The organism is Streptomyces sp. NPDC005195, from assembly GCF_040608315.1.
Lineage (GTDB): Bacteria > Actinomycetota > Actinomycetes > Streptomycetales > Streptomycetaceae > Streptomyces > Streptomyces kaempferi.
This window is the reverse complement of sequence record NZ_JBEXHZ010000014.1, coordinates 92,071-111,872: the sequence shown is the minus strand read 5'-3', so window position 1 is coordinate 111,872 and position 19,802 is coordinate 92,071. Positions and strand designations below refer to the sequence as shown.

The window sequence follows — 19,802 nt, the reverse complement described above, 5'->3', positions numbered from 1 at the left end:
GGGACGTCGGGGGCCTGAGCGGAAATACCCAGCCCGCGCCTGAGTACGAGGCGGCCCCGAGCCGGGAGCCGGGTCAGGCCCGTGCCGCACCGCCACCATGGCGAGATCGGGGCGCAGCCCCCGCACCGCGCGTTCGCTGAAGTCGCTGGCGCCCATCAGGAACGCCGAGGGACCGCCGCTCCCGGCCGTCACCAGGAAGGCGAGCGTGTCGCCCTCCGGCAGGTCCGAGATGGTCCTCGGGGGTGTCGTGGGCGGTGCGTGGAGCGTACCCGGGGCGAAGTGGAGTACTTCGCGTTGCGGCTGTGCAGACTCGCCACGACCTCGACGGTGAGTCCGCCGCCGAAGTTCAGCACCTCGCCGCCCTTCACCACGGAGATCTGCCCCGGGTCGACGCCGAACGCGACCAGCAGGTGGTACGTCGTCTCGGTGCCGACGACACGGGCGCCGGTGGTCCTGGCGATGTACGGCACATCGGTGAGGTGGTCCCAGTGGGCGTGGCTGACCAGGACGAGTTCGGGGTGTCCCACGTGTTCCCGCACCAGGTCGGGATCGGTGCGCAGTTCCGTGCCGGTGTCGAAGGCACCGTCGAACAGGCCGGTCCTGAAGCGGGTGAGGTACGGGTCGAAGAGCACGGTCCGGTCTTCGACGTCGACGCGCCAGCCGGAGGTGCCGAACCAGCGTAAGGAGGCCGCCGTCGGTGCCGCCTCCGCCGTCGGTGCCACCCCCGCTGGTCCCCGCGCCGCCCGCGCCGGTCAGAGACGGAGACTCCGGTGCCGGGACGACGTACTCCCGGCACCGCCTACCCTTGTCACATGAGCAGCAGCGACCGGAGCCACGCGGTGGACGTTCAGGATTCGAAGACCTACGAGGTGCGCACCTACGGGTGCCAGATGAACGTCCACGACTCCGAACGGCTCTCGGGGCTCCTCGAAGGCGCGGGCTACGTGCGGGCGCCCGAGGGGTCCGACGGCGACGCGGACGTCGTCGTCTTCAACACCTGCGCAGTCCGGGAGAACGCCGACAACAAGCTCTACGGCAACCTCGGCCGCCTCGCCCCGATGAAGACGAAGCGTCCCGGGATGCAGATCGCGGTCGGCGGCTGTCTGGCGCAGAAGGACCGGGACACCATCGTGAAGAAGGCGCCCTGGGTGGACGTCGTCTTCGGTACGCACAACATCGGCAAGCTGCCCGTCCTCCTGGAGCGCGCCCGCGTCCAGGAAGAGGCGCAGATCGAGATCGCCGAGTCCCTCGAGGCGTTCCCCTCGACGCTGCCGACCCGCCGCGAGAGCGCGTACGCGGCCTGGGTGTCGATCTCCGTCGGCTGCAACAACACCTGCACCTTCTGTATCGTCCCGGCGCTGCGCGGCAAGGAGAAGGACCGCCGGACGGGCGACATCCTCGCCGAGATCGAGGCGCTGGTCGGCGAGGGCGTCTCCGAGATCACGCTGCTGGGTCAGAACGTCAACGCGTACGGCAGCGACATCGGCGACCGGGAGGCCTTCAGCAAGCTGCTGCGCGCCTGCGGGCGGATCGAGGGCCTGGAGCGGGTCCGGTTCACCTCTCCGCACCCCCGCGACTTCACCGACGACGTGATCGCGGCCATGGCGGAGACGCCGAACGTGATGCCGCAGCTGCACATGCCGATGCAGTCCGGATCGGACACCGTCCTGAAGGCGATGCGCCGCTCGTACCGCCAGGACCGCTACCTGGGCATCATCGAGAAGGTCCGGGCCGCCATCCCGCACGCGGCGATCACCACCGACATCATCGTGGGCTTCCCCGGTGAGACGGAGGAGGACTTCGAGCAGACCCTGCACGCGGCCCGCGAGGCACGCTTCTCGGCGGCCTTCACCTTCCAGTACTCCAAGCGCCCCGGCACCCCGGCGGCCACGATGGAGGGACAGATCCCCAAGGAGGTCGTCCAGGCGCGCTACGAGCGTCTCGTCGCCCTCCAGGAGGAGATCTCCTGGGACGAGAACAAGAAGCAGGTCGGACGCGTCCTGGAGCTGATGGTCGCCGAGGGCGAGGGTCGCAAGGACGGCGCCACCCACCGCCTCTCCGGCCGCGCCCCCGACAACCGCCTGGTCCACTTCACCAAGCCCGACCAGGACGTACGCCCCGGTGACGTCGTCACCGTCGAGATCACCTACGCCGCCCCGCACCATCTGCTCGCCGAGGGGACCGCCCTCGGCGTGCGCCGCACGCGCGCGGGGGACGCCTGGGAGAGGCGCAACGCGGCTCAGGCGGCGAAGCCGGCCGGTGTGATGCTGGGACTGCCGAGGATCGGTGCCCCGGAGCCGCTGCCCGTCGCGGCCGGCAGCGGCTGCGGCTGCGACTGACCCCGCTCCCGCGGCGAAGGGCTACGCTGCCGATCATGCTTGTAGCCGCCGCAGCCTGCCCCTGTCCGCCGCTGCTCGTGCCCGGGATCGCCGCCGGGGCGGCGCCCGAACTGGCCGCCGCGCGAGACGCGTGCGCGGACGCGCTCGGCGTGCTCGCCGCCTCCCGGCCCGATCTGCTGGTCGTCGTCGGCCCCGCCGAGGACGGCGGGCACGGGACCTACCCCGAGGGGACACCGGGCTCGTTCCACGGGTTCGGCGTGGACCTCGGCGTACGCCTCGGGCGGGGCGGCACGGCTCCGGCGCCCTCGCAGCGCGCGCTTCCGCCCTCGCTCGCCGTCGCCGCCTGGCTGCTGGAGCGCACGGACTGGTCCGACGCCCCCGTGGCGGGTCTCGCCGTGGCGGAGACGTTCACGGCCGAGCGGTGCCGCAGCGCCGGAGCGGAGGCCGCCGGACAGGCCGCGCGGGTGGCCCTCCTGGTGATGGGCGACGCCAGCGCGTGCCGGACGCTGAAGGCGCCCGGATACCTCGACGAGCGCGCGGCGGGCTTCGACGCGGAGGTCGCCCGGGCGCTGGGGACCGCGGACGTGGCCGCCCTGCGGACGCTGGACGCCGGCCTCGCCCGCGAGCTGAAGGCCTCAGGACGCGCCCCTTGGCAGGTCCTCGCGGGCGCGGCCGAGGACGCGGAGCTGGGCGGCGCCCTGCTGTACGAGGACGCGCCCTACGGGGTGGGGTACCTGGTGGCGGCCTGGTCGTAGCGCCGCACCGGAACGGCCGCCTGCCCGGACACGGCGGACGGCCGGGAGCCCTGGGTGCTCCGCGGCCGTCCGTCGATGTGCGCCGTTCAGAACGCGGGGGGCGGTGGCGGCGCGTCCGGCGGAGGCATGGTGCCACCGTCCTTGTGCGCGAGCCGGTCCATGGCGCCCTTCGCCTTGCCCGTGCCCGTCTGGATCTTGTCGCTGTACTTGCCCTTGGTCTTCTCGTCGACCACCCTGGCGGCCTTGTCGAGGCCGTGGGTGACCTTGTCCCCGTGCTGCTGCGCGAGGTCCGAGACCTTGTCCTTGGCAGGCGCGAGCTTGGCTTTCAGATTGTCCAGGAGACTCATGGTCCACCTTCCCTCGCGGGACAGTTACTTACGGGCGCTCTCACCGGCCCCGTTGTCGGCGGCCTTCTCGGCGGTCTGCTGCTGAGGGATCTCGACGTCCTCCGAGGGCGCGGCCCCCGTCGCCGCGCGAGCCGGCTCGGCCTTGCGGCCGTACTTGCCCGCGTTCTCGCTCTCGGACGATCCCGTCGCCTCTTCCGCCACCGGCTCTGGCACCGGCTCCGCCGCGCCGCCGGCGTCGGCCGTGGCATCGGCACCGGCGTCGGCGATGCCCTCGGCACCGGTCGTGACCTCGGCGTCGGTCGTCGTGACGTCGGCGTCGGTCCCGGCACCGGTTTCGGCACCGGCTTCGGCCGTCAGGGTGCCGTCCGGCACCTCGGCGATCGACGCCTCCTCCGCAGCCTTCGACCTCCTGAGAAGTCGTGCAAAAACGCCCATATCCACTCCATACGTTACTCGTGAGGACGAAATTCCGCGTCACCCGGTGCGTCCCATTGCGTCGCCCGGGGGGCCGGTCCTCGAAATCCGGCGGCCGGAACCTCGCAACAGGCAACGACCCCGAACCTGTGGCGTCACGCGGCTCGTCGGAGGAGGGGGCCGGGGTTTGCGAGACTGGGGCGGTGAGCAGCGCACCCCCCGCCCCCCGAGTCATCGCCGTCGTCGGACCGACCGCGGCAGGAAAGTCCGATCTGGGCGTCTTTCTCGCCCGCCGTCTCGGAGGCGAGGTCGTCAACGCCGACTCCATGCAGTTGTACCGAGGGATGGACATCGGCACCGCCAAGCTGACGTCCGAGGAGCGGGCCGGGATTCCGCACCACCTGCTGGACATCTGGGACGTGAGCGTCACGGCCAGCGTCGCCGAGTACCAGCGGCTCGCCCGCGCCCGAATCGACGCCCTGCTCGCCGAGGGCCGCTGGCCGGTCCTGGTGGGCGGCTCCGGGCTCTATGTGCGCGGCGCCGTCGACAAGATGGAATTCCCCGGCACCGACCCCGAGGTGCGTGCGCGCCTGGAGGAGGAACTCGGACTGCGCGGCTCGGGCGCGCTGCACGCGCGACTGGCCCTGGCCGACCCCGAGGCCGCCCAGGCGATCCTGCCCAGCAACGGCCGCCGTATCGTGCGTGCGCTGGAGGTCATCGAGATCACCGGCAAGCCCTTCACGGCCAATCTCCCCGGCCACGACTCGGTGTACGACACCGTCCAGATCGGAGTCGACGTCACGCGGCCCGAGCTCGACGAGCGGATCACCCGGCGCGTCGACCGGATGTGGGAGGCCGGCCTCGTCGACGAGGTGCGGGAGCTGGAGGCGCGAGGCCTGCGCGAGGGGCGCACGGCGTCGCGCGCGCTCGGGTACCAGCAGGTGCTCGCGGCGCTCGCCGGGGAGTGCACCGACGCCGAGGCGCGCGCGGAGACCGTGCGCGCCACCAAACGCTTCGCGCGGCGCCAGGATTCGTGGTTCCGGCGCGATCCCCGGGTCCACTGGCTCAGTGGCGCGGCGGAGGACCTCACAGAACTTCCACACCTCGCGCTGGCGTTGGTCGAACGACCGGTCACAGCCTGATCACGTCATGGCATCGGGACGCTCCGGCCGCCATCGGGGCCTCCGGCGCCGTGCCATCATCGAGCTTCGATCGACAATGTGGAGTCCGAGTTGGGAGGGCGCGTGGCGATGGAGGCCAGCCCTCGCAACACCGCACAGGACGCGGAGGATGACACCGCGCAGGAACCGCACGAGCAGCAGCGACCGCGGGGCCTCGACGGCGACCGGCCAGGCCTCGACGAGGACCTGCTGAGCCTCGACGAGCGGCCGGTCTCCGACGGTGATCCGCTGATCTCCGACGGACCCGAGGAGCCTCCGGACGGTGTCACCGCCGACGGGCCGGGACCTGACGAGATGTCCCCGGGACCCGAGGTCGAGGTCGAACTGCGTCCGCAGCGCCTGCTGCGTATCTGGCAGCTCGCGCCGATCGTCGTCCTGGCCGCGACGGGCTCGTTGATGTTCGCGTTCCCGCTGGCCTTCGAATTCGGCGACGGCGGCGCCGTGGTCGCCATGCTCGGCCTGCTGATCTGCCTGTGCGCCGCCGGCTGGGGCATGATGGCCGCCCGCCGCGTGGGCTACACCCTGCCGGGTTTCCCCGCGAGCGGCTCCGGCCGCCGCCTGGACTGGCGCGTCGTGCTCGCGTACGTCGTGGTGGTCGCCGCGGTGGCGGTGCTCGCCGTGGGACGCGTGGCCCGGCTGCGCTGAGCCGCCGGGGGCGGGCACCCGCCGCGGACGGGGTGCAGGACCGACCCCGTACGATCGAGGAATGAGCACGCGGATCGCCTTCCTCAAGGGTCACGGGACCGAGAACGACTTCGTGATCGTCCCCGACCCGGAGAACGCCGTCGACCTGCCCCCGGCCGCCGTGGCCGCTCTGTGCGACCGGCGCGCGGGCATCGGCGGCGACGGTCTGCTGCACGTCGTACGGTCCGCCGCGCACCCCGAGGCCGCGGAGATGGCGGCCGAGGCGGAGTGGTTCATGGACTACCGCAACGGCGACGGCTCGGTCGCGGAGATGTGCGGCAACGGAGTGCGTGTGTTCGCGCACTACCTCCAGCGGGCCGGACATGTGGCCGAGGGGGACGTCACAGTCGCCACGCGCGCCGGCGTGAAGAGCGTGCACCTCGCCAAGAACGGGGACATCACCGTCGGCATGGGCAAGGCGGTCCTCCCCGAGGGGGACGTCACCGTGAGCGTCGGCGAGCACAACTGGCCCGCACGCAACGTGAACATGGGCAACCCGCACGCCGTCGCCTTCGTGGACGACCTCGGCCAGGCCGGCAACCTCTTCACGCCGCCGCCCGTCACGCCCGCGTCGGCCTACCCGGACGGGGTGAACGTCGAGTTCGTGGTCGACCGGGGCCCGCGCCACGTCGCCCTGCGCGTCCATGAGCGCGGCTCGGGAGAGACCCGTTCCTGCGGCACCGGCGCCTGCGCGGTGGCCGTCGCGGCGGCCCGTCGCGACGGCGTCGACCCGGCCGTCACCGGAACTCCGACGACGTACACCGTCGACGTGCCCGGCGGACGCCTGGTGATCACCGAGCATCCGGACGGCGGGATCGAGATGACCGGCCCCGCGGTCATCGTCGCCGAGGGCGACATCGACGCGCGGTGGCTGGCCGCCGTCCGGCTCTGAGCGAACGCCTCGTCGCGAAAGGTGCCGCATGTCCGCGGGACGCGCCCGCGGCTGCCCGGCGCGGGGTCACAGGTCCTCGCCCGGTCCACTGACACAACGCCTGGTCCGACGCGGTGTCACCCACCCCCGCCCGGCCCGGTACCGCGACGTCCGGCCCCTCCCGGAACCCCGGAACCGCAAACCCCTGAACCTTCGCTCGAATGGGTGATCCGTTTCACGCTCGGCGAGAGGTGGTCAGCCGGGCGTGGTGGGCTCGGTAGCATCAAGCACCGGCCCGGACGGGGGATCGACGCCAACCCCTGAGCCGAGTACGCCATGGGCACCCCGTCCGCCGGTCTACGCAGCCGGAGGTGCCCATGAGTGCGGAGGCGACGAATCCCGCGACGCCAGGCCCTGCAACGCCCTCCCCCCAGCGCTCGGTTCCGCTGGAGCAGGGGGGATCGCCGGCGCGCAGGAAGGGCCGCCCGCGGATCGACCTGCGCCGCCTCGGCCGCGCCGCGCTGCTCGGCCCGACCGCCCGCGACCGGCTCCCCGACGCGATCGGCCACGTCGCCGAGGCCCACCGCGCCCACCACCCGGACGCGGACATGGAGCCGCTGCGCCGGGCGTACGTACTGGCGGAGTCCTCGCACCGGGGCCAGATGCGCAAGAGCGGCGAGCCGTACATCACCCACCCGCTCGCGGTGACCCTGATCCTCGCCGAACTCGGCGCGGAGACCACGACGTTGACCGCCTCCCTGCTCCACGACACCGTCGAGGACACGGAAGTGACGCTCGATCAGGTGCGCGCCGAGTTCGGTGACGAGGTCTGCTATCTCGTCGACGGCGTCACCAAGTTGGAGAAGGTCGACTACGGAGCCGCCGCCGAACCCGAGACCTTCCGCAAGATGCTCGTCGCGACCGGCAACGACGTCCGCGTGATGTCGATCAAACTCGCCGACCGGCTGCACAACATGCGGACCCTCGGTGTGATGCGCCCCGAGAAGCAGGCCCGGATCGCCAAGGTGACCAGGGACGTCCTGATCCCGCTCGCCGAACGCCTCGGTGTCCAGGCGCTGAAGACCGAACTGGAGGACCTCGTCTTCGCGATCCTGCACCCCGAGGAGTACGAGCACACCAGGGAGCTGATCGTCGACAACGCGTCGCGCGCCGGCGACCCGCTCACGGAGATCGCCGAAGAGGTGCGCGGTGTCCTGCGCGACTCCGGGATCCAGGCCGAAGTCCTCATCCGGCCACGGCACTTCGTCTCCGTGCACCGCGTGTCGCGCAAGCGCGGGCCCCTGCGCGGCGCGGACTTCGGGCGACTCCTGGTGCTCGTGAACGAGGACGCCGACTGCTACGGCGTCCTGGGCGAACTGCACACCTGTCTCACGCCCGTGGTGTCGGAGTTCAAGGACTTCATCGCGGTCCCCAAGTTCAACCTGTACCAGTCGCTGCACACGGGCGTGGCGAGCGGCGACGGCCAGGTGGCCGAAGTCCTCATCCGCACCCACCAGATGCACAAGGTCGCCGAGGCCGGCGTCATCGCCCTCGGCAACCCCTACACCGCTCCCGCGGAGGAGCAGACGGACGGCGACGGCGAGCGGGCGGCGGACGGCGAGCGGGTCGACCCCACCCGCCCCGGCTGGCTCTCCCGGCTCCTCGACTGGCAGCAGGGCGCCCCCGACCCGGACACGTTCTGGTCCACCCTGCGCGAGGACCTCGCCCAGGACCGCGAGATCACCGTCTTCCGGTCCGACGGCGGCGCGTTGGGCCTGCCCGAGGGTGCCAGCTGCGTGGACGCCGCCTACGCGCAGTACGGCGAGGACGCGCACGCCTGTATCGGCGCCCGTGTCAACGGGCGGCTCGCGACGCTGAGCACGGTGCTCAAGGACGGCGACACCGTGCAGCTCCTCATGGGACAGGACCCGGCCTCGGAACCCTCCAGGGAGTGGCTGGAGCACGCCCACACGCCCGCCGCCCGGATCGCCATCCAGCGCTGGCTGGCCGCGCACCCCTCGCCCCGCGACGCGGCGCCCCCCGAGGAGCCCGCCGCGGCCCCCAGGCCGGCCGCAGAGGCCCCCGCGGCCCGCCCCGCCGCGAACGCCGTCGTCGAGCAGCCGGGCGCCTCCGTACGTCTCGCGGGCTGCTGCACCCCCGTACCGCCCGACCGCGTGACCGGCTTCGCCGTACGCGGGGGAGTGGTGACCGTGCACCGTGTCGAGTGCGCCGGGGTGGCGCGCATGAAGGGCGCCGGGCGCGCGGAGGTCGAAGTGAGCTGGGGCGACACCACCGAGTGCCGCGTCACGCTGGTCGCCGAGTCCTTCGGGCGCGCCCATCTCCTCGCCGACCTCACCGAAGCCATCGCCCTGGAGGGTGCCGCGATCGTCTCCGCGACCGTCGAACCCCCCAGCCAGCAGCGCGTACGCCACACCTACACGCTCCAACTCCCGGACGCGGCCCGCCTCCCCGGGCTGATGCGGGCCATGCGGAACGTGCCGGGGGTGTACGACGTGAGCAGGGCGCAGCACGCCGCGGCCGCCGCGCAGTAGCACACGTTCGGGTGGGCCCGGAGCGCGTCTCCCGCGCGGGAGGGACGACCGCTGGTAGCGGTGGTCCATGCTGCTCACCCCCCGCCCCAGGACCGACCACCCCAGCACGTCCGGCACCCCCGGCGCCACGACACCCGCCTCCACCGCCCCCGGCGCCACGTCTCCCGGCCCCCGGAGCCGCCGCGTCCGGGCGGCCCTGCTCGCCTCCGCCGTCTCCGTCTGCCTCGTCGCCGCGAGCGCTCCGTCCCCGGCGACGCCCCTGGGCATCGGCGACCGGCTCTTCCCGCACCTGGGCAATCCCGGGTACGACGTGAAGTCGTACGACCTCTCCTTCACCTACACCGGCAAGAACACCGAGCTGCTGGCGGCCGTCACCACGATCGACGCCGTGACGTCGCGCCGCCTCGAGCGCGTCAATCTCGACTACGCGCGCGGCTCGGTGGGGTCGGTCGAGGTCAACGGGTCACCGGCGGAGTTCACGAGCGCGGGGGAGGACCTGGTGGTGACCCCCACGCGACCGGTGCCCGCCGGTGGCTGGATGCGGATCACCGTGCGCCACCTCAGCGATCCGGCGGTCCGCGGCAACCAGGACGGCGGCTGGGTGCGGACCAAGGACGGGCTCGCCATGGCCAACCAGGCCGACGCCGGCCACCTCGTCTTCCCGTGCAACGACCACCCCTCCGACAAGGCGATGTTCACCATCCACGTCACCGCGCCCGAGGGATACACGGCCGTGGCCAACGGTCTGCCCACCGGGGTGGTCCGCGCCCCCGGGGCCACCACCTGGACGTACCGCACCGAGCACCCCATGGCCACCGAGCTGACCCAGGTCTCCATCGGCCGCTCCACGGTCCTGCACCGCACCGGCCCGCACGGACTGCCGCTGCGCGACGTCGTCCCCACCAAGGACCGCGAGCGGCTCGAACCGTGGCTCAGGAAGACTCCCGACCAGATCGCCTGGATGGAGCGCAAGGTCGGCCGGTACCCCTTCGAGACGTACGGCCTGCTGATGGCCCAGGCGCAGACCGGCTTCGAACTCGAGACACAGACGCTCTCCCTCTTCGAGCGGGAGCTCTTCACCCAGCCCGCCTACCCCAAGTGGTACGTCGAGTCGATCATGGTGCACGAGCTGTCGCACCAGTGGTTCGGCGACAGCGTCACCCCGCGTGACTGGTCGGACCTGTGGCTCAACGAAGGGCACGCCACCTGGTACGAGGCCCTGTACGCGCAGGAGAAGGGCAAGAAGCCCATGGAGACCCGGATGAAGGCGGCCTACCGCGCGTCCGACACCTGGCGGGCCGCCGGCGGCCCGCCCGCGGCACCGAAGGGGCCCAGGCCGGGCCAGAAGATCAGCATCTTCCGGCCGAACGTCTACGACGGCGCCGCGCTCGCCCTGTACGCGCTGCGCCAGGAGATCGGACAGCCCGCCTTCGAACGCCTGGAGCGGGCCTGGGTCGCCGTCCACCGGGACGGCACGGCCTCGACCGCCGACTTCGAGCGGCTCGCCTCCAGCATCGGAAACCGCGACCTGAGCGGCTTCTTCCAGGCGTGGCTGTACGGGAAGAGGACACCCCCGATGCCCGGTCACCCGGACTGGAGGAGTGACGCCCCGAAGGCCCCCAAGGGCGCCCGGTAACTCGCATGACGAGACGGGCCGTGCCGTGCGACCATCTCCAGGTCGGCGGCGCGGCCCCGCGGAGAGTAGGCCCGGTGGAATCGGGGAATCTCCCGGTGGTCCCGCACGTTGTTCCCACAGACGGGCGCGGTCCGTCGCCGACCCGGTGTCGCCAGTGACGCACCGGAGCCTCCTTCGACGTAAGGATCCAATGACCTCCTCTTCTTCCCCTTCCCAGGACGCGCAGAGCCTCGCGCAGAACTACCCCGAAGGTCTTCGGGCCGATGCCCTGATGGAAGAGGACGTCGCCTGGAGCCACGAGATCGACGGAGAACGGGACGGCGACCAGTTCGACCGCTCCGAGCGCGCGGCCCTGCGCCGCGTCGCCGGCCTCTCCACCGAACTCGAGGACGTCACCGAGGTCGAGTACCGACAGCTCCGCCTGGAGCGCGTCGTCCTCGTCGGTGTCTGGACCTCGGGAACCATCCAGGACGCGGACAACTCGCTCGCCGAGCTGGCCGCCCTGGCGGAGACCGCGGGCGCGCTCGTGCTCGACGGCGTCGTCCAGCGCCGCGACAAGCCCGACGCGGCCACGTACATCGGATCCGGCAAGGCCAACGAGCTGCGGGACATCGTCCTGGAGACCGGCGCCGACACCGTGATCTGCGACGGTGAGCTGAGCCCCGGCCAGCTGATCCACCTCGAGGACGTCGTCAAGGTCAAGGTCATCGACCGTACGGCCCTGATCCTCGACATCTTCGCCCAGCACGCCAAGTCCCGCGAGGGCAAGGCACAGGTCGCGCTCGCGCAGATGCAGTACATGCTGCCGAGACTGCGCGGCTGGGGCCAGTCGCTGTCCCGTCAGATGGGCGGCGGCAAGGGCGGCGGCCTCGCCACCCGTGGTCCCGGTGAGACCAAGATCGAGACGGACCGGCGCCGTATCCGCGAGAAGATGGCGAAGATGCGCCGGGAGATCGCGGAGATGAAGACCGGCCGCGAGATCAAGCGCCAGGAGCGGCGCAGGAACAAGGTGCCCTCGGTCGCCATCGCCGGTTACACCAACGCCGGCAAGTCCTCCCTGCTCAACCGCCTGACCGGCGCGGGCGTCCTGGTGCAGAACGAGCTGTTCGCCACCCTGGACCCGACCGTGCGCCGTGCCGAGACGCCCAGCGGGCGGATCTACACCCTCACCGACACCGTCGGCTTCGTACGGCATCTGCCGCACCACCTCGTCGAGGCGTTCCGTTCCACGATGGAGGAGGTCGGCGACGCCGACCTGATCCTGCACGTGGTCGACGGATCGCACCCGGCGCCGGAGGAGCAGCTGGCCGCCGTGCGCGAGGTCATCCGTGACGTCGGCGCCACCGGCGTCCCCGAGGTCGTGGTGATCAACAAGGCGGACGCGGCCGACCCGCTGGTCCTCCAGCGCCTGATGCGGAACGAGACACGCTCCATCGCGGTCTCGGCCCGCACCGGCCTGAACATCGACGAGCTGCTCGCGCTCATCGACAACGAGCTGCCGCGCCCCTCGGTCGAGATCGAGGCGCTCGTGCCGTACACGCACGGCAGACTGGTCGCGCGCGCCCACTCCGAGGGCGAGGTGATCTCCGAGGAGCACACCCCGGAGGGCACGCTGCTCAAAGTGCGGGTCCACGAGGAACTGGCGGCGGACCTCGCGCCGTACGTTCCGGCGCCGGCGCTCTAGTGCCGTATCAGGCAACGTTCGCCCTGTCGACGACGGCGCGTAGGCGCCGGTCGTCGGCGTGGCGGTTTCGCCAGATGATGTAGCGGCGGATCATGCTGCCCTGTTCCTTGTGGGTGGCGTGGTCGGTGCCGTCGAGGGTGAAGTAGCGCAGGGCCGTGAACTGGGCCTCGATGCGGTTGAGCCAGGAACTGTTGGTCGGGGTGTAGGCGATCTCGACGTTGTTCATTGCAGCCCATTCGCCGACGCGCTGGCACCGCTTCGTGCTCAGGTGTGGGGAGAAGTTGTCACAGACGATCGCGATCCGAATCGATCGCGGATAGAGGGTGCGCAGGTAGCGGCAGAACTCCAGAAACTGGGTGCGCCGCTTGATCGGTTTGATGTGGCCGTAGAGCTTGTTCTTGGCCAGGTCGAGTGCGGCGAACAGGTGCCGTACTCCGTCGTAACGGTTGTAGGTCGCCCGCCTACGCCGGCGTGGCTCCCGGTCGGGATCCTTGTTCTTGCCGCCGCGTTCGGCCCACTGTCGGCCGGGGTGGGGCATGAGGTTGAGCGGCCCGAACTCGTCCATGCAGAAGATGACTTCGGGCTCGCCCTCCTCGGGTATGACCTCGCCGTCGGCGATCGCGTAGAGGTGCTCGACGCGGGCCTTCTTGGCCGCGTAGTCCGGATCACGGGAGGTCTTCCAGGTCTTCAGGCGTTGAAACGAGACGCCTTCCTCGCGGAGCAGGATGCGCAGGCCCTCGTGGCTGATGTCGTCGACCACCCCCTCGGCGACCAGAAAGTCCGCCAGCTTGGTCAGACTCCAGGTCGAGAACGGCAGGTCGTGCTCGGTCGGCTTGGACCTCGCGATCTTCTTGATCTCACGCCGCTCGGGCAGGGTGAAGGTCTTCGGCCGACCGCCGGAGTACTTCGGATACAGCGACTCGAAGCCGTCGGCGTTGAAGTTGTGGATCACGTCCCGCACCCGGTCATCGCTGGTGAACGACACCTCGGCGATCTTCGCCACCGGCATGCCCTGCGCGGACAGCAGCACCATCTGGGCCCGCCTCCACGTCACCACCGACCCGGTGCCCCTGCGGACGATCCGCAGCAGCCGTCGCCCCTCGGCATCGTCAATTTCCCGCACCCGCGCACGTCCGCTCACGTGATCATTCTGGCGGCCTGTCCCGGGCCGGGCGCCGCAGCGCGACGCAGGGCTCCTACGATTTCGGCCATGGCACGCTTTGAGGATGTGCAGGCCGCTTTCTGGAAGTCCGGCAGCCGCTACGGAGTACACCAGCCGCTGACTGATGAGGCGGTGCGCGAAGCCGAGCAATTGCTCGGTGTCACGCTCCCGAGCCCGCTCCTTGACCTGCTGCGCGGTCAGAACGGGGGCGAGTCCGCAGCCGACCGGGACGCCTTCCCGACAGACCAGCCGACCTCCTGGAGTGCCGATCACATCCCGTTCGACCACTTGCTGGGCATCGGCGACCACGAACGCACAGTCTCTCTGCTGGACAGCCCGTACCTGATCAAGGAATGGGGACTTCCCGCGCCGGCCGTGCTCCTCTCCGGCGACGGGCACTACTGGATTGCCCTCGACTACCGGGCATCCGGCCGACACCGGGAACCATCGGTGACGTGGTTCGATGCCGACCGCAATGAAGAGCTGGCCCTCGCCCCGGACTTCCGATCCTTCGTCGAAGGCCTCACCTCCGCCAGTGACTTCGACAGCGAAGACGAACCCGACTGACATCTGACGGGAAGGCATTGCCCGCCGGCGACACAGCACCAGCTGAGACGTCACAGCAGGGCGAACGTTGCCTGATGCGGCACTAGCTCCACCCGGTGCCCGGGGCTCCGGGTGCCCCGGTTCTGTCTACGGACGGACGGACGAAGGCCCGCCCCCTCAGTCAGGGGGCGGGCCTTCGTCCGTGCGGCGCTGCGGGACCGGTCCTGGCAACGCCAACCGGCCGCCGTACGTCCCGCTCACGCCCGTCGTCCTACCGCCCCGCGAACTTCTTGCTCACCGAGTCGTACACACCCTTGGCCACATCGCCCAGGTGCGGGCCGGCCAGCCAGCCCGCGCTGACCGGGCCGATCGAGGTGTTCGACACCAGCGCGGGCTTGCCGTCCGGGCCGGCGGCCACCCAGCCGCCGCCGGAGGAGCCGCCGGTCATGGTGCAGCCGATGCGGTACATCGTCGGATCGGCCTGCGCGATCGAGAGCCGGCCGGGCCTGTCCGTGCACTGGTACAGCTTCTGGCCGTCGAACGGCGCCGCCGCCGGATAGCCCGTCGCCGTGATGCGCGCGACCTTCGGTACGGCCGGAGCGCCGAAGTTCACCGGGAGCGCGGCGCCGACCGTCTCCTCCAGGGACTTGCCGTCGCCGCCCTTCTCGGGCGTCACGTGCAGCACCGCGTAGTCGTACGGCGCGCCCTGACCGCCCGTGGGGCCGCCGCCTTCGATCCACTGGTCCGAGGTCTGCGCCCAGTCGCTCCACCAGACACCGTACGGAGCGACCTCCGTCCGGTCGGCGTTCTGCAGCTCCGCGGACGACTTGCCGGCGCTGTTGTACGAGGGCACGAAGGCGATGTTGCGGAACCAGCCGCCCTTCTTGCCGGCGTGCACGCAGTGGCCCGCGGTCCACACGAGGTTCGACTTGCCCGGGTGCGCCGGGTCCTCGACCACGGTCGCCGAGCAGACCATGGTGCCCTCGGGGGAGTCGAAGAACACCTTGCCCGCCACGGGCACGCTGTCGTGGTACGCGGGACTCACGGCCTTGGCCGCGACCGGGGCCGGGGTCGGATCGGTGACGCCCTGGTCACCGGAGAGGTCGTTCTCGTCGACGCCCTTGTTCTTGTCAGGGTCGTCCGCGCCGCGCATCCGGTCCGGGTTCCACAGCCCCTTGATGATGGGGTTGACGAAGTCGTTGGCCTCGCGCAGCCAGTCGTCCCTGTTCCAGTTCTTCCAGGCGCCGTTCTTCCACTTGTCGATGTCGATCCCGTGCTCTTTGAGCTTGTTCTTGATGTCGTCCGGGATCTTGATCTTGTCGTCGCCGTTCTGGGACGCCGGCGTGCTGGGCCGGTCGCCCGCCGTGCTGCTGCCCGAGTCGCAGGCGGTGGCGGTCAGCGTCAGCGCCGCGGCCAGGCCGACCGCGGCCAGGACGGGGGAGGTCGTGCGGCGCGCGCTCCCGCCTCGACGGGCGGTGAAGGGCGGGCGTATGGATGGCATGGTGTAACTCCCCCTGGGCGTATGAGAACTTGTCAGGATCCGCCGGTCCGGAACCCCTGGCACGGAACCTCTGGCACGGGACCGCGGGCGGCGATCGACCGGCCGGAACCGGCGATCCTTCGGTATCGCTGAACGGCACCACACACTATGCGCTCGCTGTGGGGGACATCCCACGGAACGGCAACGGTTCCGTCACGGCAAGGATCTTCGCCGCACCCGCTTCTCCACGCCGGTCACGTCGTTGGTACGTACGGGGGGCCTGCACCGTGCGTTCAGAACCCCCCGCCAACTCGCGTCTGCACAGCGGGAGGACCTGAAGTCGTGGCGGTGACCGATTCTGCGGTGGTGCCGGTGGGGCGCGAGCCCGAAGAGACACAGGAGGGCTCGCCGGGCGCCTCCGAGGGGGCGCGCGCGGCGCACGAGGGGATTCTGCGGCGCCAGTCGGCGCGTGAATCGGCGGCGCGTACCTATGCGCGCGCCCTGCCGATCGTTCCCGTACGGGCACGCGGGCTGACCATCGAGGGCGCGGACGGGCGCCGTTACCTCGACTGTCTCTCCGGGGCGGGGACCCTGGCCCTCGGTCACAACCACCCGGTCGTCCTGGAGGCGATCAGGAAAGTCCTCGACTCCGGGGCGCCGTTGCACGTCCTCGACCTCGCCACACCCGTCAAGGACGCCTTCACCACCGAGCTGTTCCGCACCCTGCCCCCGGAGTTCGCCGCACGCGCGCGGGTGCAGTTCTGCGGACCGGCCGGGACCGACGCCGTCGAGGCCGCGTTCACACTGGTGCGCGCGGCCACCGGACGCACCGGAATGCTCGCGTTCACCGGCGCCTACCACGGGATGACGGCGGGGGCGCTCGAAGCGTCCGGCGGCGCGAGCGAGGTCAGGGTCACCCGCCTGCCCTACCCCCAGGACTACCGCTGCCCCTTCGGTATCGGCGGTGAGCGTGGCGCCGAACTCGCCGCGCGCTGGACCGAGTCCGTGCTCGATGACACCAAGTCGGGAGTGCCCCACCCCGCCGGGATGATCCTCGAACCCGTCCAGGGCGAGGGCGGGGTGATTCCCGCGCCGGACGCCTGGATGCGGCGGATGCGCGAGATCACGGCGGCCCGGTCCATCCCGCTGATCGCGGACGAGGTCCAGACGGGAGTGGGCCGGACCGGCACCTTCTGGGCGGTGGAGCACAGCGGGATCACCCCGGACGTGATGGTCCTGTCCAAGGCCATCGGCGGCAGCCTGCCGCTGGCGGTCGTCGTCTACCGCGACGACCTCGACGTGTGGCAGCCGGGCGCCCACGCGGGCACCTTCCGCGGCAACCAACTCGCCATGGCCGCCGGCACGGCGACCCTCGCGTACGTCCGCGAGAACCGACTGGCGGAGCGCGCCGCGACCCTGGGCGCCCGCATGATCAGCGAACTCCGCCGCCTTGCCGGGGAGTTCACCTGCATCGGCGACGTACGGGGCCGCGGGCTCATGATCGGTGTCGAGCTCGTGCGGCCCGAGACGCCGTCGGACCCCGCCGCCGACGGACCCCGGGCCGCCGCCCCGGAACTCGCCGCCGCCGTGCAGCGCGCGTGCCTGCGCCGCGGCCTGATCGTCGAACTGGGCGGCCGGCACGCCAGCGTCGTACGGCTTCTGCCACCCCTGACGATCACCGACGAACAGGCGGCCGCGGTACTCGACCGGCTCGCGGACGCGGTGGGCGCGGTGGCGCGCGGGGGATCGGGCTGAGGGGGCGCGCCGGCCGGTCCCCGGTCCGGCCGTCCCGGCGGGTTCGTGGCCGCCCCGCACACCGCGCGGCCCCGGCCCGACGACCTCCACGGCCGTAGCCACCGCCCCCGCCCGGACCAGCCGGGAACGCCGAAGAGCCCACGCACCCCGGTACCGCCCCGACTCGTCGCCGCACGAGTCCGAACGACCCCACGAGGAACTCTCTTGAACGCCACCCCCGCACCCGACGGCCGTTTCGTCACCCCCGAGCGAGCGGGGCGTGGCCCGCACACCCCGCTCGCCGCGGATGCCGAATCGGTCCCCCGGCAGCAGGGCGGGGCCCAGCAGGCCGAGCGGCTGCGCGGCGCCACCACCGATCCGCTGGAGCACCCCCTCGCCCACACCGCGGCCCAGGCGGCGGCGGTGGAGAACCTGCTGCGCTGCTGGGTACGGGAGCACGACCTCACCGCGCCCGTGGACGGCACCCTGCGCGTCCCCCTCCCGGCCAGCGGGACGGCCCTGCTGGTCCCGGTCCTCTACTGGTCCCCGACGGGCTGGCACCGTTTCGGGCTCCCGCATCTCGCCGACGCCCCCGAGGGAGCGCCGCCCGCCGACGCGGTCACGGTGGCGGCACTGCTCGCGCGCCAGCCGGCGCCGGGCACCGGGACGACGTCCACGATCGGCGGGGCACCCGAGGAGGACCCGGCGCCGACGTCCGGGGCGGACCGTGCGCCGGAGTCCGCCACGGCTACCGCGTCCACGCGGGACATGGCTTCCCCGCCCATGTCCGGCGCCGGCAGCGATGCCTGCACCGGAACCGGCAGCGAAGCCTGCACCGACGCCGATACCGACGCCGGCGTCGCGTGCGGGACGGACACCGCGCTCCCGTACGTCATGGACCCGGCCCCCGCCCACCACCCCGTCGGTGACGGATCGGACCTGGTCGGACGGGTCGCCGACTCCGTACGCCGGACCGTGGTGTTCCTCAGCGACCGCAGAGAGCGGCCCGCCGACACCCCCGACCTCTTTCTCGCGGCCGAGCAGGCGCTCCTGCTGGGGCATCCCCTGCACCCCACCCCGAAGAGCCGGGAGGAACTCTCCGAGGCCGAGATGCCGCTGTACTCACCCGAGTTGCGCGGGTCGTTCCCGCTGCACTGGATGGCGGTCGCCCCCTCGCTGCTGGCGTCCGACTCGGCGTGGACGGAGCGCGGCCGCCCCGTCCACGCACAGCAGCTCACCGTACGGCTGGCCGGAGCCGGCCTGCCGCTGCCCGACGGGTACGCGGCCCTGCCGCTGCACCCCTGGCAGATGGGCGAGGTCCGGCACCGCCCCGGGACCGCGGCCCTGCTGGACGCGGGACTGCTCCAGGACCTCGGCCCGTACGGCCCCCGCTGGCACCCCACGTCCTCCGTCCGAACCCTCTACCGCGCCGGTGCCCCCGCGATGCTGAAGCTGTCGCTGGGCCTGCGGATCACCAACTCGCGCCGGGAGAACCTCCGTAAGGAGCTCCACCGCGGTGTGGAGGTCCACCGGCTGCTGCGCGGCGGCCTGTCCAAGCAGTGGCAGGCCGTCCACCCGGGGTTCGACATCGTCCGTGACCCGGCCTGGCTCGCCGTCGACGCCCCCGACGGCACGCCCGTGGCCGGGCTCGACGTGATGATCCGGCACAACCCCTTCGGCCCGTCGGACGACGTCGCCTGCGTCGCCGGACTCGTCTCGCCCCGGCCGTACGCCCAGCCCGGCGCACGGGCCGACGACGAGCCACGGCCCGTCATGCGGTCCCGGCTCGCCGAGATCGTCACCCGGCTGGCCGGCCGCGCCGGCCGGCCCCGGGGAGCCGTCGCCACCGAGTGGTTCCTGCGCTACCTGGAACAGGTCGTCCGCCCCGTGCTCTGGCTGGACGGCGAAGCCGGAATCGCGCTGGAGGCCCACCAGCAGAACACCCTGGTCGTGCTCGACCGCGAGGGATGGCCCGTCGGCGGCCGCTATCGCGACAACCAGGGCTACTACTTCCGCGCGTCACGGCGCGCGGAGCTCGACGCCCGGCTGCCCGGCATCGGCGCGCACAGCGACACCTTCGTCTGCGACGAGGTCACCGACGAACGGTTCGCCTACTACCTCGCCATCAACAACGTGTTCGGCCTCATCGGTGCGTTCGGCTCCCAACGCCTGGCCGGGGAAGGGCTGTTGCTCGCGGCCTTCCGCCGCTTCCTCACCGAGGCGGCCGCGGGCCCGGGACGCCTCGACACGCCCCTGCCCTCCCTCCTGCTCGACTCGCCCGTTCTGCGCTGCAAGGCCAACCTGCTCACACGGCTGCACGGCCTCGACGAACTCGTCGGCCCGGTCGACACCCAGTCCGTCTACGTCACCGTCACCAACCCCCTTCGTTCCTGAGGGCTCGACCCACCCCGTCTCCT

Annotated in this window: 15 protein-coding genes and 1 pseudogene; 11 read left to right on the top strand and 5 right to left on the bottom strand. The window is 71.8% G+C overall.

Annotated elements, in window-relative coordinates; all coding sequences use genetic code 11:
• Window positions 1-87 precede the first annotated feature (87 nt).
• Window positions 88-692 (bottom strand): annotated as a pseudogene (locus ABZV34_RS17760) (MBL fold metallo-hydrolase); the annotation flags it as partial.
• A gap of 120 nt (window positions 693-812) precedes the next feature.
• On the opposite strand from ABZV34_RS17760, the gene miaB reads away from it, so the two are divergent.
• Both miaB and ABZV34_RS17750 read left to right on the top strand, forming a co-directional pair.
• Entirely contained in the window at window positions 813-2,339 is a 1,527-nt protein-coding gene (gene miaB / locus ABZV34_RS17755) for a tRNA (N6-isopentenyl adenosine(37)-C2)-methylthiotransferase MiaB (RefSeq protein WP_356276870.1), read from the top strand.
• 35 nt (window positions 2,340-2,374) lie between these two features.
• On the top strand, window positions 2,375-3,094 hold the full coding sequence (locus tag ABZV34_RS17750) for a class III extradiol dioxygenase subunit B-like domain-containing protein (RefSeq protein WP_356276867.1): 720 nt from the start codon (window positions 2,375-2,377) through the stop codon (window positions 3,092-3,094).
• Window positions 3,095-3,180: 86 nt separating this feature from the next.
• On the opposite strand, the gene ABZV34_RS17745 is transcribed toward ABZV34_RS17750, so the two are convergent.
• Complete coding sequence (locus tag ABZV34_RS17745) at window positions 3,181-3,441, bottom strand: antitoxin (RefSeq protein WP_356276864.1); 261 nt, start codon at window positions 3,439-3,441, stop codon at window positions 3,181-3,183.
• Between the two features lie 24 nt (window positions 3,442-3,465).
• Complete coding sequence (locus ABZV34_RS17740) at window positions 3,466-3,876, bottom strand: hypothetical protein (RefSeq protein WP_356276861.1); 411 nt, start codon at window positions 3,874-3,876, stop codon at window positions 3,466-3,468.
• 182 nt (window positions 3,877-4,058) lie between these two features.
• Here ABZV34_RS17740 and miaA point away from each other — a divergent pair, with 182 nt between their 5' ends.
• From miaA to hflX, 6 genes are all read left to right on the top strand, one after another.
• Complete coding sequence (gene miaA, locus ABZV34_RS17735) at window positions 4,059-4,997, top strand: tRNA (adenosine(37)-N6)-dimethylallyltransferase MiaA (protein WP_356276858.1); 939 nt, start codon at window positions 4,059-4,061, stop codon at window positions 4,995-4,997.
• A 108-nt stretch (window positions 4,998-5,105) separates the two neighbouring features.
• On the top strand, window positions 5,106-5,681 hold the full coding sequence (locus tag ABZV34_RS17730; RefSeq protein WP_356276856.1) for a hypothetical protein: 576 nt from the start codon (window positions 5,106-5,108) through the stop codon (window positions 5,679-5,681).
• Between the two features lie 61 nt (window positions 5,682-5,742).
• Entirely contained in the window at window positions 5,743-6,612 is an 870-nt protein-coding gene (gene dapF / locus ABZV34_RS17725) for a diaminopimelate epimerase (protein ID WP_356276854.1), read from the top strand.
• 356 nt (window positions 6,613-6,968) lie between these two features.
• The gene (locus tag ABZV34_RS17720; RefSeq protein ID WP_356276851.1) at window positions 6,969-9,143 is read left to right on the top strand and encodes an HD domain-containing protein; all 2,175 of its coding nucleotides are present in this window, start codon (window positions 6,969-6,971) and stop codon (window positions 9,141-9,143) included.
• A 67-nt stretch (window positions 9,144-9,210) separates the two neighbouring features.
• A complete protein-coding gene (locus ABZV34_RS17715; RefSeq protein WP_356276848.1) occupies window positions 9,211-10,779 on the top strand; it encodes a M1 family metallopeptidase in 1,569 nt (522 codons plus the stop codon).
• A 190-nt stretch (window positions 10,780-10,969) separates the two neighbouring features.
• Complete coding sequence (hflX, locus tag ABZV34_RS17710) at window positions 10,970-12,463, top strand: GTPase HflX (protein WP_356276845.1); 1,494 nt, start codon at window positions 10,970-10,972, stop codon at window positions 12,461-12,463.
• A gap of 7 nt (window positions 12,464-12,470) precedes the next feature.
• Here hflX and ABZV34_RS17705 read toward each other — a convergent pair whose 3' ends face one another.
• Window positions 12,471-13,604, bottom strand: a complete 1,134-nt coding sequence (locus tag ABZV34_RS17705) for an IS630 family transposase (protein ID WP_356276842.1) — start codon at window positions 13,602-13,604, stop codon at window positions 12,471-12,473.
• A 69-nt stretch (window positions 13,605-13,673) separates the two neighbouring features.
• On the opposite strand from ABZV34_RS17705, the gene ABZV34_RS17700 reads away from it, so the two are divergent.
• Window positions 13,674-14,192 (top strand): SMI1/KNR4 family protein, encoded by a 519-nt coding sequence (locus tag ABZV34_RS17700; RefSeq protein WP_356276839.1) that lies wholly within the window; start codon window positions 13,674-13,676, stop codon window positions 14,190-14,192.
• A 250-nt stretch (window positions 14,193-14,442) separates the two neighbouring features.
• Here the strand turns inward: ABZV34_RS17700 and ABZV34_RS17695 are convergent, their stop codons facing one another.
• Window positions 14,443-15,672: a hypothetical protein gene (locus tag ABZV34_RS17695; RefSeq protein ID WP_356276837.1), complete on the bottom strand. Its 1,230-nt coding sequence runs from the start codon at window positions 15,670-15,672 to the stop codon at window positions 14,443-14,445.
• A 345-nt stretch (window positions 15,673-16,017) separates the two neighbouring features.
• Here ABZV34_RS17695 and ABZV34_RS17690 point away from each other — a divergent pair, with 345 nt between their 5' ends.
• Window positions 16,018-17,406: a diaminobutyrate--2-oxoglutarate transaminase family protein gene (locus ABZV34_RS17690; RefSeq protein WP_356276968.1), complete on the top strand. Its 1,389-nt coding sequence runs from the start codon at window positions 16,018-16,020 to the stop codon at window positions 17,404-17,406.
• Window positions 17,407-17,610: 204 nt separating this feature from the next.
• Entirely contained in the window at window positions 17,611-19,779 is a 2,169-nt protein-coding gene (locus ABZV34_RS17685; RefSeq protein ID WP_356276834.1) for an IucA/IucC family protein, read from the top strand.
• Window positions 19,780-19,802 lie beyond the last annotated feature (23 nt).

Bases quoted from the DNA above. Each gene is read 5' to 3' on its own strand.
- ABZV34_RS17740 (WP_356276861.1), bottom strand. From the start codon at position 3,876: ATGGGCGTTTTTGCACGACTTCTCAGGAGGTCGAAGGCTGCGGAGGAG.
- ABZV34_RS17715 (WP_356276848.1), top strand. From the start codon at position 9,211: ATGCTGCTCACCCCCCGCCCCAGGACCGACCACCCCAGCACGTCCGGC.
- ABZV34_RS17745 (WP_356276864.1), bottom strand. From the start codon at position 3,441: ATGAGTCTCCTGGACAATCTGAAAGCCAAGCTCGCGCCTGCCAAGGAC.
- ABZV34_RS17730 (WP_356276856.1), top strand. From the start codon at position 5,106: ATGGAGGCCAGCCCTCGCAACACCGCACAGGACGCGGAGGATGACACC.
- ABZV34_RS17720 (WP_356276851.1), top strand. From the start codon at position 6,969: ATGAGTGCGGAGGCGACGAATCCCGCGACGCCAGGCCCTGCAACGCCC.
- hflX (WP_356276845.1), top strand. From the start codon at position 10,970: ATGACCTCCTCTTCTTCCCCTTCCCAGGACGCGCAGAGCCTCGCGCAG.
- dapF (WP_356276854.1), top strand. From the start codon at position 5,743: ATGAGCACGCGGATCGCCTTCCTCAAGGGTCACGGGACCGAGAACGAC.
- ABZV34_RS17695 (WP_356276837.1), bottom strand. From the start codon at position 15,672: ATGCCATCCATACGCCCGCCCTTCACCGCCCGTCGAGGCGGGAGCGCG.
- miaB (WP_356276870.1), top strand. From the start codon at position 813: ATGAGCAGCAGCGACCGGAGCCACGCGGTGGACGTTCAGGATTCGAAG.
- ABZV34_RS17700 (WP_356276839.1), top strand. From the start codon at position 13,674: ATGGCACGCTTTGAGGATGTGCAGGCCGCTTTCTGGAAGTCCGGCAGC.
- ABZV34_RS17750 (WP_356276867.1), top strand. From the start codon at position 2,375: ATGCTTGTAGCCGCCGCAGCCTGCCCCTGTCCGCCGCTGCTCGTGCCC.